The following is a 13,657-nucleotide window of genomic DNA, read 5'->3' as shown; positions in this document are numbered from 1 at the left end:
CGGTGTGAGTTCTGGAAAGGCGGAGGACTAGCCCTCGACCGTGATGCCCATCGAGCGAGCCGTGCCGGCGATGATCTTCGAGGCGGCCTCGATGTCGTTCGCGTTGAGGTCGGTCTGCTTCGCCTCGGCGATCTCGCGGACCTGCGCCATGGTGAGCTTGGCGACCTTCACGGTGTGCGGGGTCGACGAGCCCTTGGCGACGCCGGCCGCCTTCTTGATGAGCTCCGCCGCGGGCGGGGTCTTCAGGATGAAGGTGAACGAGCGGTCCTCGTAGACGGTGATCTCGACGGGGATGACGTTGCCGCGCTGCGACTCGGTCTGCGCGTTGTACGCCTTGCAGAACTCCATGATGTTGACGCCGTGCTGACCGAGCGCCGGACCGATCGGAGGGGCCGGGTTCGCGGCGCCCGCCTTGATCTGGAGCTTGATCAGGCCGGTGACCTTCTTCTTGGGGGCCATTCAGGATTCCTTTTCTCAGGGTTCGAGTGGTCGGGGGCTCCCGGCCGCTCTCCCGCGCACCCGGCGGGGCCGGATCGCGGTGGAGGAGGGTCGGTCGGCGCGCACGAGAACGGGCGCCGACACGAAAACCCGTACGAGCTTACACGGCGAAGGCCCTCCCCGACAGTGCGGGAAGGGCCTCGGCCGGACGGGGTCCGTCGTCAGAGCTTGGTGACCTGGTCGAACGACAGCTCGACCGGGGTCTCGCGCTCGAAGAGCGACACGAGCACCGTGAGCTTGCCGCTCTCGGGCTTGATCTCGCTGATCGAGCCGGGAAGACCCGCGAACGAGCCCTCCTTGATCGTGATGGTCTCGCCGATCTCGAAGTCGACCTCGGCGGGCAGCACGCGCTGGGCCTGCTTCTGGCCCTTGACGCCGGCCGTCTTGGACGGCGCGACCTCCTTGATCTCGACCAGGCTCTTCAGCATCGTGAAGGCCTCCTCGAAGCGCAGCGGCGTCGGGTTGTGGGCGTTGCCCACGAAGCCGGTGACACCCGGGGTGTGGCGGACGACCGACCACGAGTCCTCGTTGAGGTCCATGCGCACCAGCACGTAGCCGGGGATGCGCACGCGGGTGACCATCTTGCGCTGGCCGTTCTTGATCTCGACCACGTCCTCCATCGGGACCTGGACCTCGAAGATGTAGTCCTCGGCCTCGAGCGAGACCTTGCGGTTCTCGATGTTGGACTTCACGCGCTTCTCGAAGCCCGCGTAGGAGTGGATGACGTACCACTTGCCCAGCTTGCCGCGCAGCTCGGCGCGGAACGCCTCGTACGGGTCGATGTCGGCGAGGTCCTCGCCCTCGGCCTCCGCGTCCTCCGCGGCGACCTCGGCCTCGTCCTCGACGGCCTCGAGGGCCGCTTCGGCCTCCTCGACGGTGTCGATGTGCGCGGCCTCGTCGACGGCCGAGTCGGCCTCGGGGTCGTCGACCGAGCCGATCGCGTCGAGCGCGGCCTCGAGGTCCGACGCGAGGTCGTCCTCGGACTCGTTCTCGTCGATGATGCTCAGCGCGCCCTCCTCGGCGGGCTCGACGGCGTCCTCGGCCTGAGCCTGGGTGTCGCCCTCCTGAACCTCGTCGACCTCGGACGACTGCTCGGCGGCGGTGGCCCAGTCGACGTCGTCGCGGTTTCTGTCAGACACTCGTAACTCTCTCTCGATCGATCGGCCGCGTCCCGTCCGGGAATCGCGTGCCGCTGCCGTCGGCGTCCCCCGCTCGTGCGGACGGGACGCTCCCGGGTCGGGTGGCGGGGGTCAGGCCGCCGGTGTGCCGAACACGTAGGTCACGGCGAGCGCGAACACCCAGTCCAGCAGCGACACCAGCGCCATCATGATCACGACGAAGATCAGGACCACGACGACGTAGTTGCCGAGTTCCTTCCGCGTCGGAGTGACGACCTTCTTCAGCTCGGCGATGACCTGCCGGATGAAGAGGGCGATGCGCGCGAACGGACTGCGCCGCGCCTCGCGCTGCTGATTGGCGATCGCGACGACGTCCTCGCTCGGCTCGTCGACTGCTTTCCCGGCCACCTGCACGCACCTTTCCCGCACCGGAACCTCCGGTGTGGCCGACCGCCCGTGGGCGGTCCTGGACCGATGACCGCTGCATCGCGGGGACCGCGTGCGACGGGCATCGATGTGCAGGGCGGACAGGGCTCGAACCTGCAACCTGCGGTTTTGGAGACCGCTGCTCTACCAATTGAGCCACCGCCCTATGGATGCCGTTGCGAGCATCCGAGGAGGAGCCGAACTCTTCCGAACCCCACCGCGGCCCTCTCGGGCGCTGCACCTGGACGGCGCTGCACCCTGGATGGCGCTGTGAATCCTGGCAGCGTTCGACTACCGCAGACGAGTGTACGTGGACCCGCTGGACGTGTCCAGCCGGGCGCAGCCCGTCGCCCGCCGCCCTCCGCGCCCGCGCGATACGCTGGCCGTCGTGTCCTCCACCACGCGCATCTCCGCCCGCATCGCCGCCATCGCCGAGTCCGCGACCCTCAAGGTCGACGCGAAGGCGAAGGCCCTCCAGGCCCAGGGGCGGCCCGTGATCTCCTACGCCGCGGGCGAGCCCGACTTCACGACGCCGCAGCACATCGTCGAGGCCGCGTCGGCCGCGGTGCTGGACCCGAAGAACTACCGGTACACCCCGGCGGCCGGCCTCCCCGACCTCCGCCAGGCGATCGCCGAGAAGACCGCGCGCGACTCCGGCTGGGCCGTCGAGGCGTCGCAGGTCGTCGTCACCAACGGCGGCAAGCAGGCCGTCTACCAGGCGTTCCAGACGCTCCTCGACGACGGCGACGAGGTGCTCGTGCCGACCCCCTACTGGACGACCTACCCCGAGGCGATCAAGCTCGCCGGCGGCGTCCAGGTCGACGTCTTCGCCGGCGCGGACCAGGGCTACCTGGTCACCGTCGAGCAGCTGGAGGCCGCGCGCACCGAGCGCACCAAGGTCCTCCTCTTCGTCTCCCCCTCCAACCCCACCGGCGCGGTCTACTCCGCCGAGCAGACGCGTGAGATCGGCGAGTGGGCCGAGGAGCACGGCCTCTGGATCATCGCCGACGAGATCTACCAGAACCTGGTCTACGCGGCCGAGGGGCAGGACGACGCGAGCCCGCTCACGCGCGCGACCTCGATCGTCGAGGCCGTCCCCGCGCTGCGCGACCGCACGATCCTCGTCAACGGCGTGGCCAAGACCTACGCGATGACCGGCTGGCGCGTGGGCTGGATGGTCGGCCCCGCCGACGCGATCAAGGGCGCCTCCAACCTGCAGTCGCACCTCTCGAGCAACGTCTCGAACATCTCGCAGCGCGCCGCCATCGCCGCCCTCACCGGCCCGCAGGAGCCCGCCGAGGAGATGCGCCTCGCCTTCGACCGCCGCCGCCGCGCCATCGTCGACGCCCTGAACGCGATCGACGGCGTCGACTGCCCGACCCCCGGCGGCGCGTTCTACGTCTACCCGGACGTCCGAGGACTGCTGAACCGCGAGTGGGACGGCGTCACCCCGACCACCTCGCTCGAACTCGCCGACCTCATCCTCGAGAAGGCCGAGGTCGCCACCGTCCCCGGGGAGGCCTTCGGCCCCAGCGGCTACCTCCGCCTCTCCTACGCGCTCGGCGACGACGCGCTGCTCGAAGGCGCGAAGCGCCTTCAAGCGCTGTTCCGTTGAGCTGATCTCCTCCTTCGTCGTCGATCAGCCGCGGTCGGCCGTTTGAGGTGGGCGCGTTCCGCAGAGCGTCCCGCGTCCACCACGACGATTCGCTGGCACGCGAATCGCCGGTTGCGCTCGGCCCTGCTGCCGTGCCGACGGAGTTCCTGAGCTGATCTCCTCCTCCGTCGTCGATCAGCCGCGGTCGGCCGTTTGAGGCGGGCGCGTTCCGCAGAGCGTCCCGCGTCCACGCACGACGATTCGCTGGCACGCGAATCGCCGGTTGCGCTCGGCCCTGCTGCGGAGACCCCGAGCGGTGTCTCTTCCTGAAGTGCGGGGCTTCGCGGGAGGCCGGTCGTGGGCATGACACGCCGAGCGGGGGAGCGCAAGTGGCATCTCGCGGGGGCGGATGACTGGGCTCGGGGGGCGGGACAGGGCACGCTGGGTGGATGACGCCTGACGACGCCGTCCGAGTCCGTGATCTGCGGAAGGACTACGGGGGTGCGCCCGCGCTGAGCGGAGTCTCGTTCGAGATCGCGCGCGGGGAGACGTTCGCGCTGCTCGGCCCCAACGGAGCGGGCAAGTCGACGACGATCGAGATCCTCGAGGGGTACCGGGACCGCTCCGGCGGCGAGGCCTCGGTGCTCGGCGTGGATCCGCGCCACGGCGACCTCGCCTGGAAGTCGCGGCTCGGGATCGTGCTGCAGTCCAGCGGCGAATCGGGCAACGCGACGGTCCGCGAGCAGATCGCGCACTTCGCGAGCCTCTACCCGAGCCCGCGGGACGTCGACGAGACGATCGAGGCGGTCGGACTCACGGCCAAGGCGCGCTCGCGCATCGGCAAGCTCTCCGGCGGGCAGCGCCGCCGCGTCGACGTGGCGCTGGGGATCGTGGGCCGCCCGGAACTGGTGTTCCTCGACGAGCCGACGACGGGCTTCGACCCGGAGGCGCGGCACTCGTTCTGGGACCTCGTCGCCCTCCTCAAGAGCGAGGGCACGACCATCCTGCTCACGACGCACTACCTGGACGAGGCCGCCCAGCTCGCCGACCGGGCCGCGGTCATCGCGGGCGGGCGGCTCCTCGCGATCGGTCCGATGGACGAGATCGGCGGCGAGGAGGCCCGCGTGCCGATCGTGCAGTGGCGGGAGGACGGCGCGCGGCGTCGACGGCGCACGACGGAGCCGGCCCGCGTCGTCGCCGAGCTCAGCGCCCGCCTCGGCGAGCCGACGGCCCTGGAGGTCCTCCGGCCCAGCCTCGAGGACATCTACCTCGACCTGATCCGCGACGACCGTGCGGGCGAGACCGCCCTCGACGTGATCGGAGAGCCGGCATGAGCGCCGTCACCGCACCCCGCCCCGCGCTGCGCACCGGCGTCGGCCGCACCCTCCGGCTCGGCGCAGCGCGCGCCCGCTACGAGGTGCGCTCCTACTTCCGTGCGCCCGACCAGGTCTTCTTCACCTTCCTCTTCCCCGTCCTGCTGCTCGCGATCTTCTCGGTCGCCTTCGGTGACGGCGCGGTCATGCAGGCCGACCCGCAGGATCCAGGGATCAGCATGGCCGAGTACTACGTGCCGGGACTCGCAGCGGCGGGCATCCTGCTCTCCGGCGTGCAGAACCTCGGAGTCGACATCGCCATCGAGCGCGGCGACGGCACGCTCAAGCGCCTCGCGGGCGCTCCCCTGCCCGTCCTGAGCTACTTCCTCGGCAAGTTCGGCCAGGTGCTCGTCACCAGCGCCGCGCAGACGGCGCTGCTGCTCGCGGTCGCTGCGACCGCCTTCTCCGTGCCGCTGCCGACCGACGGCGGCCGCTGGGCGACCTTCGCCTGGGTCTACCTCGCCGGGGTCGCCACCTCGGCGATCCTCGGCATCGCGGTCTCCGCACTCCCCCGCACAGGCAAGAGCGCGACGGCGGTCATCGTGCCGCCGCTGCTCGTGCTGCAGTTCATCTCGGGCTCCTACCTCTCCTTCACGACGCTGCCGGACTGGCTGCAGACGATCGCGAGCATCTTCCCGCTCAAGTGGATCGCGCAGGGCATGCGCGCGGTCTTCCTGCCTGCCGACTTCGAGCAGGCCGAGGTGAACGGCGCGTGGGACCTGGCCGGAGTCGCGATCGTGCTCGGGATCTGGCTGGTGCTCGGCCTGATCGCGAGCCGCCTCACCTTCCGCTGGATCCGCCGCGACGCCTGACGGCACCGCTGCCGGCGGATCCCGACGCGCCGCTCCGCGGGCTGCTCGACCAGCAGGCTGGCGCGCGCCCCGCGGTCTGTGGCGCGTCAGACGGTGGTGCCGACGACCACGGGCTCGGGGTGCAGGAGGATGCCGAACTCGGCGAGCACCCGGCCCTGCACGTAGCGGGCGAGCTCGGCGACCTGCTCGGCGGTGGCGCCGCCGCGGTTCGTGAGCGCGAGGGTGTGCTTGCTCGACACCGCCGCGCGCGAGCCCGGGAGCGAGAAGCCGCGGGCGACCCCCGCGTGCTCGATCAACCACGCGGCGCTGAGCTTGACGAGCGCGTCGGGCGCGGACGGCGCGGGCAGCCGGATCGGCGCGCCCGCCTCGACGTCGGCGAGCGGCGTCACCAGGGGAGCCTCGCTCGCGGGGGTCTCGGGCCAGCGCGGGGCGGTCGGCGGAAGACCGCTCGCGGCCGCGACTGTGACGATCGGGTTGGTGAAGAAGGAGCCGGCGCTGGCGGTGTCCGGATCGTCCGGATCGAGCACCATGCCCTTCGCGCCGCGCAGCCGCAGCACGCTCGCGCGCACCTCGGCGAGCGGCACGCGATCGCCCAGTTCCACGCCGAGCGCGCTGGCGAGCTGCCCGTAGGCGACGGGGGCGCCGAGGCCCGCACCGCCGACGTCCTCGAGCGCGAACTCGACCGCGAGGACGGCGCCGCGTCGACCCTGCTTGACGGCGGACGTCCGGTAGCCCAGCTCGAGCTCCGCCGCCGTCAGCCGCACGGGCTGGTGCGCGCCCTCGTCCAGGAAGTCGACCGCGACGAGGGTGTCGGAGAGCTCCTGACCGTAGGCGCCGATGTTCTGGACCGGCGACGCCCCGACCGTCCCGGGGATGCCGCTGAGCGCTTCGAGCCCGGCCCAGCCGCGCTCGACGGTGGCCGCGACGAGGCCGTCCCACGACTCGCCCGCCTGCACGCGCAGGTGCACCGCGCCCGGCAGGTCGGACGCCAGCCGCTCGATGCCGGTCGTGCGGACCCGCACCACCGTCCCCTCGACACCCTCGTCGCCGACGAGGAGGTTGGAGCCTCCCCCCAGCAGCAGCCAGGGCTCGTCGTCGGCCCAGACCTCGCGGAGGGTCGCGATCAGCTCGGCCTCGGTGGCCGGCTCGAGCAGGCGCTCGGGGACCCCTCCGACGCGCAGAGTGGTGAGGGTGGAGAGGGCGGGTGCTGTCATCGGGGCGCGATCAGGCCAGCGAGACGCGCGCCTGGGCCTTGCCGAGCACGGCCTGGCCGCCGAAGGTCACGGCGAGGTCGATGCGCGCGGTCCCGGCCTCGGCGTCGAGCGCTCCGACCTTCGCGACGACGTCGAGCTCGGCGCCCTCCTTCGGGTCGACGACGACCGGCCGGGTGAAGCGGACCTGGTAGTCGACGACGCGGCCGGGGTCGCCGACCCAGTCGACGACGACCTGGACGGCGGTGCCCATCGTGAGCATGCCGTGCGCGAGCACACCCGGCAGCCCGACCTCGGCCGCGACGTCGTCGCGGTAGTGGATCGGGTTGAAGTCGCCGGAGGCGCCGGCGTAGCGCACGAGCGAGCCGCGCTCCAGGTGGAAGCGCCGCTCGCCGACGACGTCGCCGACGGTGAGCTCGGACAGGAGGGGGCGCTCGGCGCTCATTCGTCTCCCCTGACGACGAGGGTGGACAGGGCGGTAACGACGTGGTCGCCGTCGGCGTCGACCATGGTCGACTGCGTGGTGATCATCGAGTGCGCGCCGAGCTGCTTGATGCTCGCGACCGAGAGGGTCGCGGTCAGCTCGTCGCCCGCGACGATGGGGCGCGAGTAGCTGAAGCGCTGGTCGCCGTGGACGACGCGGCTGAAGTCGATCCCCGCGTCGGGGGCGGCGAGCAGCTGGGCGAGCGTGAACTCCTGGATCACCACGGCGAAGGTCGGCGGGGCGACGACGTCGCGGTAGCCCGCGCGGCGCGCCGCCGCGGGGTCGAGGTGGAGGGGGGACTCCGCGGAGACGGCGCGCGCGAACTCGCGCACCTTCTCGCGTCCCACCTGATAGGGCTCCGTCGGCGCGAACACGCGCCCGGTGAGGTCGGGGTTCACTGGCACCCGGCCATCTTAGGCGCTGGCCTCGGAGGCCCCTGCGGGCCCCTCCCCCCTCGATGAGGGTCATGCACGTATGACCATCGGCAATTACCCACGCGAGTATGGGTGACCCGGGGCGATTCTTCTCCGAAGCTGGCGAGCATGTCCACACCTGACCCCGAACGCGACTGGATGACCTACGCCCGCGAGCTCGGCACCAACCTCCACCGCGCCCGCATGGCCAAGGGCGAGAGCCAGGAGCGCATCGCCCATGCGGCCGGCCTGGCGGGCTACACCTACCAGAAGTTCGAGAAGGGCGAGTCGAAGCCGGGCTCGCCCGCGAACCCGCAGCTGAAGACGCTCTTCGCGCTCTGCGAGGCCCTCGACATCGAGCTGTCGGACCTCCTGCCGCCGAACCCGCCCCGCTCATCGGGCGGCACCGGGGCCCAGTAGCCCCAGCGCCTCCTCGACGCCGCGCGCGAGGCGCGCCGCGGCGCTGAGGTCGAGGTCGATCGCGCCGAGTCCGTCGGATTCGAGCCGCAGCCGCTCCTCGCCCCGGCCTCCCGGCCGGCACAGCGAGACGTGCACGACGGCGGCGACGGGATCCGCGGCCGCCCCCGCGTCGCACCAGAGCACCAGCGGGATCGAGTGCGCCCGCGAGCGGTGCAGCCGCTCCTCCGCGCGCTCGATCTCGTCGTGCTCCCCCGCGCACCAGCGGGGGCAGCCGTCGTCGTCTCGCCTGTCCTGTCGTCCATCCATGTTCCGCACCAATCGTTCGAGGCGCACAGCACACCAGGCGGCACCGACATCGAGGCGGGCCCCCCGACCGGATCCCCGGAGGGTGTGGACAGGCACCCGGCACCTCCCCCCTGTGGAGGAATGCAGTCACTGTGCCATACCGGGATGGCGGCGCGGCGGGCCGCGTCAGCGGTGCACGATCAACCAGGTCGCGACCGCCCTCGTGGAGCCGCGGTTGATCATCCGGTGGCCGCGCTCGCACGGGAACGTGATCGCGTCGCCCGCCGAGAGGACCACGGTCTCGTCCTCGAACTCGACGGTGAGCTCGCCCTGGGTGACGGTCCCGATCTCGACGCCGTCGTGCCGGAGGAACCGGCGGTGCGCGGTCGAGGTCGCCCCCGGAGGGTAGGTCGACTCGAAGAAGTCGACGGCGTCGACGGGCCGGGGCGCCAGCCGGCGGAAGAGCACGCCGCCCTCGAGCACGACCGGAGCGACCTCCCCCGCGCGCACCACCGCCGTCGTGATCGCCGGAGCCGCGCCCTCGGTCGGCGGCACCGGAGTGGGCACCGGAGTGGACGCCGGCGCCGACGCCCCGGCGGCGGTCGTGTCGAAGACCGCGGAGAGCGGCACGCCGAGGGCGCCGACCATCGCGATCAGGCGCCCGACCGACGGCTGCATCGCCCCGCGCTCGATCTGCGAGACGGCGCTGGCGGAGATGCCCAGCTCGCGAGCGAGCGCGCGCAGCGACATCCCTGACGCGAGACGCAGCTCGCGCAGGCGCGCGCCGACGCCCTCGGGGCCCGTCTCGAGGAGGACGCCGGCGACGTCCGGAGCCGCGCCGGGAGCGGGATCGGGGGCGATCTCGTCGGTCGGCATGCGGGGCGTCGTCCTCTCCTCGGTGATCGTCACACAGCTGTAACGGGCGCGAAACGAACCCCGCCGCGCGGAGCCCTAGGTTCTCCCGTGTGAAGTCATCACTTCACACGATCCGAACGCCCACCGCTCGCGCGGAGGCGGCCGATCGCCTCGGCCGACCGCCTCGACCACCCTGACACATCCGCTCCGTGCGCCGACCCGCGCACGCCCGCCCGAGAGGTGGATCCACCATGACCGACCGCGCCACCGCACCCCGCATCGAACCCTCGCCCGCAGCGCCCGCCGAGAGCGCCGGCCTCGCCGGCCCCTCGCTCGTCAAGCCGGGCTACGACGACCGCCTCGCCAACGAGGACCTCGCCCCGCTCGTCAAGCAGCGCTGGTCGAGCTACAACATCTTCGCGTTCTGGATGTCCGACGTGCACAGCGTCGGCGGCTACGTCACCGCCGGCTCGCTCTTCGCCCTCGGCCTCGCCGGCTGGCAGGTGCTGGTGGCCCTCGTGGTCGGCATCGTCATCGTGCAGGTCTTCTGCAACCTCGTCGCGAAGCCCAGCCAGGTGACCGGCGTCCCCTACCCGGTGATCAACCGCGCCATCTTCGGCGTCCGCGGCGCGAACATCCCCGCGATCATCCGCGGGCTCATCGCCATCGCCTGGTACGGCGTCCAGACCTACCTCGCCGCGCAGTCGCTGAACATCGTGTTCCTCAAGTTCTTCCCGGCGCTCGCCTCCTGGAACACCCCGGAGGCGTCCTTCCTCGGCCTCTCGGCACTCGGCTACCTCTCCTACTCGATCCTCTGGGTCGCGCAGGCCGCGCTCTTCTGGCGCGGCATGGAATCGATCCGCCGCTTCATCGACTGGGCCGGCCCGGCCGTCTACGTCGTGATGCTCGTGCTCGCGATCTACCTGGTCTCGCAGGCCGGCTGGGAGAACATCTCGCTCAACCTCGGCTCGGGCGAGGTCCTCGACCTCGCGTCGTCGATCCCGGTGATGATCTCGGCGGTCGCGCTGGTCGTCTCCTACTTCTCCGGCCCGATGCTCAACTTCGGCGACTTCTCCCGCTACGCCCGCAGCTACCGCGCCGTGAAGAAGGGCAATCTCCTCGGCCTGCCGATCAACTTCCTCTTCTTCTCCCTGCTCACCGTGATCACCGCCTCCGCGACGGTCCCCGTCTTCGGCGAGCTGATCACCGATCCGATCGAGACGGTCGAGCGGATCGACACCTGGTTCGCCGTCCTGCTCGGCGGGCTCACCTTCGTCATCGCGACGATCGGCATCAACATCGTCGCCAACTTCATCTCGCCCGCGTTCGACTTCTCCAACGTCAACCCGAAGAAGATCAGCTGGCGGATGGGCGGCATGATCGCGGCGGTCGGCTCGGTGCTGCTCACCCCGTGGAACTGGTACTCGAACGACACCGCCATCCACTACACGCTCGGCATCCTCGGCGCCCTGATCGGCCCGCTGTTCGGCGTCCTGATCGCCGGCTACTACCTGGTCAGCCGCCAGCGCGTCTGGGTGGACGACCTCTACACGATGAGCGAGAAGGGCCGCTACTGGTTCTCCCGCGGCTTCAACCCCAACGCCGTCTGGGCCACCGTGATCGGCGGTGTCCCCTCCGTCCTCTCGGTGCTCGTGCCGCGCTGGATCGAGGAGGCGGGCGGACCGTCGTTCACCTGGCTCGGCGACTACAGCTGGTTCCTCGGCTGCGGCCTCGGCTTCGTCGCGATGGCCCTCCTCGAGCGCCGCGCTCCCCGCATCGGCCGCCTCGAGGAGGACCTCGCCAACGTGAGCGACGGCAGCGCGGTCTGACCCGCGCGCTCCCCCGGCCCGCCACTGACACCCGACCCCACCCGGGCGGCCGCCTCGCCATCCACTCCATCCTCCAGAAGTCGCGGTAGTCGCGCGTGACTACCGCGACTTCTGAGGAGTGGCAGGTGGTGAGTCGGGCGCCGTCGCCGTTCCACCCCCGCAGCATCCCGAGGAGCGCCCGTGCGCATCACCGTCGTCAATCCGAACACCAGCGAGCGTATGACGGAGGCGATCGGCCGCGCCGCGCGGTCCGTCGCCTCCGTCGGCACCGAGATCGTCGCCGTCACTCCGCCGATGGGGCCCGCCTCGATCGAGAGCCACTACGACGAGGCGCTGGCCGTCCCGGGGCTGCTGCACGAGATCGTGCGCGGCGACGCAGCGGGGACCGACGGCTACGTCGTCGCCTGCTTCGGCGACCCGGGTATCGACGCGGCCCGCGAGATCGCCCGCGGGCCGGTGATCGGCATCGCCGAGGCCGCGATGCACATGGCCTCCCTGGTCGGCCGGCGGTTCAGCGTCGTCACCACGCTCTCGCGCACGAGCGGACGGGCCTGGGACATCGCGCACCGCGCCGGCTTCGACCGGGCCTGCGCGGGAGTGCACGCCTGCGACATCCCGGTGCTCGAGCTCGACGACCCGCACTCCGACGCGCGCCGGGTGATCCTCGAGGAGTGCGCCGCCGCCCTCGCGACGGGCGGCTCCGACGTCATCGTGCTCGGCTGCGCCGGGATGGCCGACCTCTGCCGCGACCTCTCGCACGAGCTCGGGGTCCCGGTGATCGACGGGGTCGCCGCCGCGGTCCGGCTGGTCGAGAGCCTCGTCGCGATGGGAGTCACGACCTCGCGCCGCGACGAGTTCGCAGCACCGCGCCCGAAGGAGATGACGGGGCTGCTCGCCCCGTTCGCGCTGGCCTGAGGCGAGCGCACGACGCGGGACGCACGAAGGGCCCGGGAGCAGACGCTCCCGGGCCCTCTCGTGTGCAGCGGCTAGGACTGCTGCGCGCTCCGGCGACGGCGCGTCACGACGAGCGACACGAGGCCGAGCGCCAGCAGGGCGGCCGCACCGGAGACGAGGCCCGCGGTCTCGATACCGGTCTCGGCGAGCGCCGAGCCACCCGAGGTCGTGGTCACGGCGCCGGACGCGACGGTCAGGTGGATCTGATCGCCGACGTACTCGCGTCCGGTCTCACCGCCGTCCACGAATCCGACGATGGTGACGCGGACGTCGTTGTGACCGGGAGTGGTCGCGTAGGTCCGCGTCGCACCGGGGAAGTAGCCGCCGTCGAAGGGGATCGACCCGAGCAGAACCGGCGTGAAGCCGTCGAGCTCGTTCGGCCGCTCGTAGTCGAAGGACCAGATCCGGACCTCGCCGCGCGGGACGCAGGCGATGGTGCCGATCTCGGGGACGGTCACGGTCACGGAGCGGACACCGGCGGTCGCGGTCACCGGGCCCGAGAGCGACTCGACGACGTAGTTGCGGTTCGCGCCGAGGCAGGCTTCGAGGTCGGTGGCGTAGAGCGTCGCGACCTGCGTGTACGGCTCGAGGATCCACATCGGGGACCCACCCACCGACTGGATGACGGTGACGGTGACGGTGTACTCGCGGCTGGTGCGGACCGGGACGGTCAGGGTCCCGCCTGCGTAGCCCTCGTCTCCGACGACGACCTCGGCGCTGGCGATGTCGTCCGTGGTCTCGGTGAGGGTCGGCATGATCGCGAGGATGATCGTCGATCCGTCGGTGCAGTCCGCGAGCTCGGAGGGCGGCACGGTCGCCGTCACGGTGCCCGGCCGGGTCAGGTCGACCGTGAGGGCCGCGGCGTCGAAGGGGAGAGCCGGCGGCACGAACGGGTCGCAGCCGGGCGCGGCGGGCTGCGGCTCGGCAGGCGTCGGCTCGGGAGTCGCGGTCGGGGTCGTCGTCGGCCCGGGAGTCGCGGTCGGGGTCGTCGTCGGCACGACCGTGGGAGTCGCGGTCGGCGTCGCCGTCGGCGTCGCGGTCCCGGTCGGCTGCGGGGCCGCGGTCGGGACAGCCGTCGGTGTCGGGGTCGCGGTCGGAGTCGACGTCGCGACGGCGGTCGCGGTCGGCTCCGGAGTGCTGGTCGACGCGGCGGCGGCCGGGGCGATCAGGCCGCCGGCGAGGCCGACGACGAGGGTGAGGCACGCGAGACGCGAGCGCGAGCGGAGAGAGGTCCCCCGGAGAGACATGGATGTATTCCTTCTCGAGAATGTGGAAGCGGGATCGGCGCCGAAGCTGCCCCCGTGGCGCCTGGCTGATGTCTATCAGCGGCCTGAACATCCGCACATCCCCCGCGAGGACGCGCTCTGCATCGATCGCGTAACGGC

At 71.7% G+C, this 13,657-nt stretch carries 15 protein-coding genes and 1 tRNA gene; 6 read left to right on the top strand and 10 right to left on the bottom strand.

Going from position 1 to position 13,657, the window contains the following annotated elements:
- Nucleotides 1–27: 27 nt before the first annotated feature.
- The 4 genes from rplK to HRK28_RS11325 all read right to left on the bottom strand — a co-directional run bounded on the left by rplK (nucleotide 28) and on the right by HRK28_RS11325 (nucleotide 2,208).
- Entirely contained in the window at nucleotides 28–459 is a 432-nt protein-coding gene (gene rplK, locus HRK28_RS11340; protein ID WP_123447822.1) for a 50S ribosomal protein L11, read from the bottom strand.
- 200 nt (nucleotides 460–659) lie between these two features.
- The gene (nusG, locus tag HRK28_RS11335; protein ID WP_160090617.1) at nucleotides 660–1,637 is read right to left on the bottom strand and encodes a transcription termination/antitermination protein NusG; all 978 of its coding nucleotides are present in this window, start codon (nucleotides 1,635–1,637) and stop codon (nucleotides 660–662) included.
- Between the two features lie 111 nt (nucleotides 1,638–1,748).
- The gene (gene secE / locus HRK28_RS11330; RefSeq protein ID WP_160090618.1) at nucleotides 1,749–2,024 is read right to left on the bottom strand and encodes a preprotein translocase subunit SecE; all 276 of its coding nucleotides are present in this window, start codon (nucleotides 2,022–2,024) and stop codon (nucleotides 1,749–1,751) included.
- 111 nt (nucleotides 2,025–2,135) lie between these two features.
- Nucleotides 2,136–2,208 (bottom strand) — tRNA-Trp (locus tag HRK28_RS11325).
- 222 nt (nucleotides 2,209–2,430) lie between these two features.
- Between HRK28_RS11325 and HRK28_RS11320 the strand changes: the two genes are divergently transcribed.
- From HRK28_RS11320 to HRK28_RS11310, 3 genes are all read left to right on the top strand, one after another.
- The gene (locus HRK28_RS11320; RefSeq protein WP_173251571.1) at nucleotides 2,431–3,657 is read left to right on the top strand and encodes a pyridoxal phosphate-dependent aminotransferase; all 1,227 of its coding nucleotides are present in this window, start codon (nucleotides 2,431–2,433) and stop codon (nucleotides 3,655–3,657) included.
- Nucleotides 3,658–4,085: 428 nt separating this feature from the next.
- Complete coding sequence (locus HRK28_RS11315; protein WP_173251569.1) at nucleotides 4,086–4,970, top strand: ABC transporter ATP-binding protein; 885 nt, start codon at nucleotides 4,086–4,088, stop codon at nucleotides 4,968–4,970.
- Nucleotides 4,967–5,821 carry an ABC transporter permease gene (locus HRK28_RS11310; protein WP_173251567.1) on the top strand — a complete coding sequence of 285 codons (855 nt, stop codon included), beginning with the start codon at nucleotides 4,967–4,969 and terminating at the stop codon, nucleotides 5,819–5,821. The genes HRK28_RS11315 and HRK28_RS11310 overlap by 4 nt, the downstream gene beginning before the upstream one ends.
- Before the next feature lie 86 nt (nucleotides 5,822–5,907).
- Here HRK28_RS11310 and HRK28_RS11305 read toward each other — a convergent pair whose 3' ends face one another.
- The 3 genes from HRK28_RS11305 to HRK28_RS11295 are packed head-to-tail and all read right to left on the bottom strand — an operon-like array spanning nucleotide 5,908 to nucleotide 7,920.
- Nucleotides 5,908–7,035, bottom strand: a complete 1,128-nt coding sequence (locus HRK28_RS11305; RefSeq protein ID WP_173251565.1) for a UDP-N-acetylmuramate dehydrogenase — start codon at nucleotides 7,033–7,035, stop codon at nucleotides 5,908–5,910.
- 10 nt (nucleotides 7,036–7,045) lie between these two features.
- Nucleotides 7,046–7,477, bottom strand: a complete 432-nt coding sequence (locus HRK28_RS11300; protein ID WP_160090623.1) for a MaoC family dehydratase — start codon at nucleotides 7,475–7,477, stop codon at nucleotides 7,046–7,048.
- Entirely contained in the window at nucleotides 7,474–7,920 is a 447-nt protein-coding gene (locus tag HRK28_RS11295; RefSeq protein ID WP_160090624.1) for a MaoC family dehydratase N-terminal domain-containing protein, read from the bottom strand. Before HRK28_RS11295 ends, HRK28_RS11300 begins: the two co-directional genes overlap by 4 nt.
- Nucleotides 7,921–8,058: 138 nt before the next feature.
- Here HRK28_RS11295 and HRK28_RS11290 point away from each other — a divergent pair, with 138 nt between their 5' ends.
- Nucleotides 8,059–8,349 (top strand): helix-turn-helix domain-containing protein, encoded by a 291-nt coding sequence (locus tag HRK28_RS11290; RefSeq protein ID WP_160090625.1) that lies wholly within the window; start codon nucleotides 8,059–8,061, stop codon nucleotides 8,347–8,349.
- On the opposite strand, the gene HRK28_RS11285 is transcribed toward HRK28_RS11290, so the two are convergent.
- Together HRK28_RS11285 and HRK28_RS11280 are read right to left on the bottom strand one after the other, a co-directional pair.
- On the bottom strand, nucleotides 8,323–8,655 hold the full coding sequence (locus HRK28_RS11285) for a hypothetical protein (protein WP_173251563.1): 333 nt from the start codon (nucleotides 8,653–8,655) through the stop codon (nucleotides 8,323–8,325). The two genes, HRK28_RS11290 and HRK28_RS11285, sit on opposite strands and share 27 nt — an antisense overlap.
- A 165-nt stretch (nucleotides 8,656–8,820) precedes the next feature.
- Entirely contained in the window at nucleotides 8,821–9,510 is a 690-nt protein-coding gene (locus tag HRK28_RS11280) for a helix-turn-helix domain-containing protein (protein WP_173251562.1), read from the bottom strand.
- Nucleotides 9,511–9,740: 230 nt separating this feature from the next.
- On the opposite strand from HRK28_RS11280, the gene HRK28_RS11275 reads away from it, so the two are divergent.
- Together HRK28_RS11275 and HRK28_RS11270 are read left to right on the top strand one after the other, a co-directional pair.
- On the top strand, nucleotides 9,741–11,318 hold the full coding sequence (locus HRK28_RS11275) for an NCS1 family nucleobase:cation symporter-1 (protein ID WP_173251560.1): 1,578 nt from the start codon (nucleotides 9,741–9,743) through the stop codon (nucleotides 11,316–11,318).
- Nucleotides 11,319–11,498: 180 nt separating this feature from the next.
- Nucleotides 11,499–12,233, top strand: coding sequence for an aspartate/glutamate racemase family protein (locus HRK28_RS11270; protein WP_173251558.1), 735 nt, complete (start codon nucleotides 11,499–11,501; stop codon nucleotides 12,231–12,233).
- A gap of 71 nt (nucleotides 12,234–12,304) precedes the next feature.
- Here the strand turns inward: HRK28_RS11270 and HRK28_RS11265 are convergent, their stop codons facing one another.
- Nucleotides 12,305–13,519 carry a hypothetical protein gene (locus HRK28_RS11265; RefSeq protein ID WP_173251025.1) on the bottom strand — a complete coding sequence of 405 codons (1,215 nt, stop codon included), beginning with the start codon at nucleotides 13,517–13,519 and terminating at the stop codon, nucleotides 12,305–12,307.
- Nucleotides 13,520–13,657: the final 138 nt, after the last annotated feature.

The organism is Rathayibacter sp. VKM Ac-2835, assembly GCF_013266705.1.
Taxonomy (GTDB): Bacteria; Actinomycetota; Actinomycetes; order Actinomycetales; family Microbacteriaceae; genus Rathayibacter.
Note: the sequence above shows the minus strand (reverse complement) of the source record. Positions and strands in the feature narration are given on the sequence as shown.

Coding starts and splice junctions, on each gene's coding strand:
- rplK (WP_123447822.1), bottom strand. CDS start 459: ATGGCCCCCAAGAAGAAGGTCACCGGCCTGATCAAGCTCCAGATCAAG.
- HRK28_RS11315 (WP_173251569.1), top strand. CDS start 4,086: ATGACGCCTGACGACGCCGTCCGAGTCCGTGATCTGCGGAAGGACTAC.
- HRK28_RS11310 (WP_173251567.1), top strand. CDS start 4,967: ATGAGCGCCGTCACCGCACCCCGCCCCGCGCTGCGCACCGGCGTCGGC.
- HRK28_RS11305 (WP_173251565.1), bottom strand. CDS start 7,035: ATGACAGCACCCGCCCTCTCCACCCTCACCACTCTGCGCGTCGGAGGG.
- HRK28_RS11300 (WP_160090623.1), bottom strand. CDS start 7,477: ATGAGCGCCGAGCGCCCCCTCCTGTCCGAGCTCACCGTCGGCGACGTC.
- HRK28_RS11290 (WP_160090625.1), top strand. CDS start 8,059: ATGTCCACACCTGACCCCGAACGCGACTGGATGACCTACGCCCGCGAG.
- HRK28_RS11285 (WP_173251563.1), bottom strand. CDS start 8,655: ATGGATGGACGACAGGACAGGCGAGACGACGACGGCTGCCCCCGCTGG.
- HRK28_RS11280 (WP_173251562.1), bottom strand. CDS start 9,510: ATGCCGACCGACGAGATCGCCCCCGATCCCGCTCCCGGCGCGGCTCCG.
- HRK28_RS11275 (WP_173251560.1), top strand. CDS start 9,741: ATGACCGACCGCGCCACCGCACCCCGCATCGAACCCTCGCCCGCAGCG.
- HRK28_RS11265 (WP_173251025.1), bottom strand. CDS start 13,519: ATGTCTCTCCGGGGGACCTCTCTCCGCTCGCGCTCGCGTCTCGCGTGC.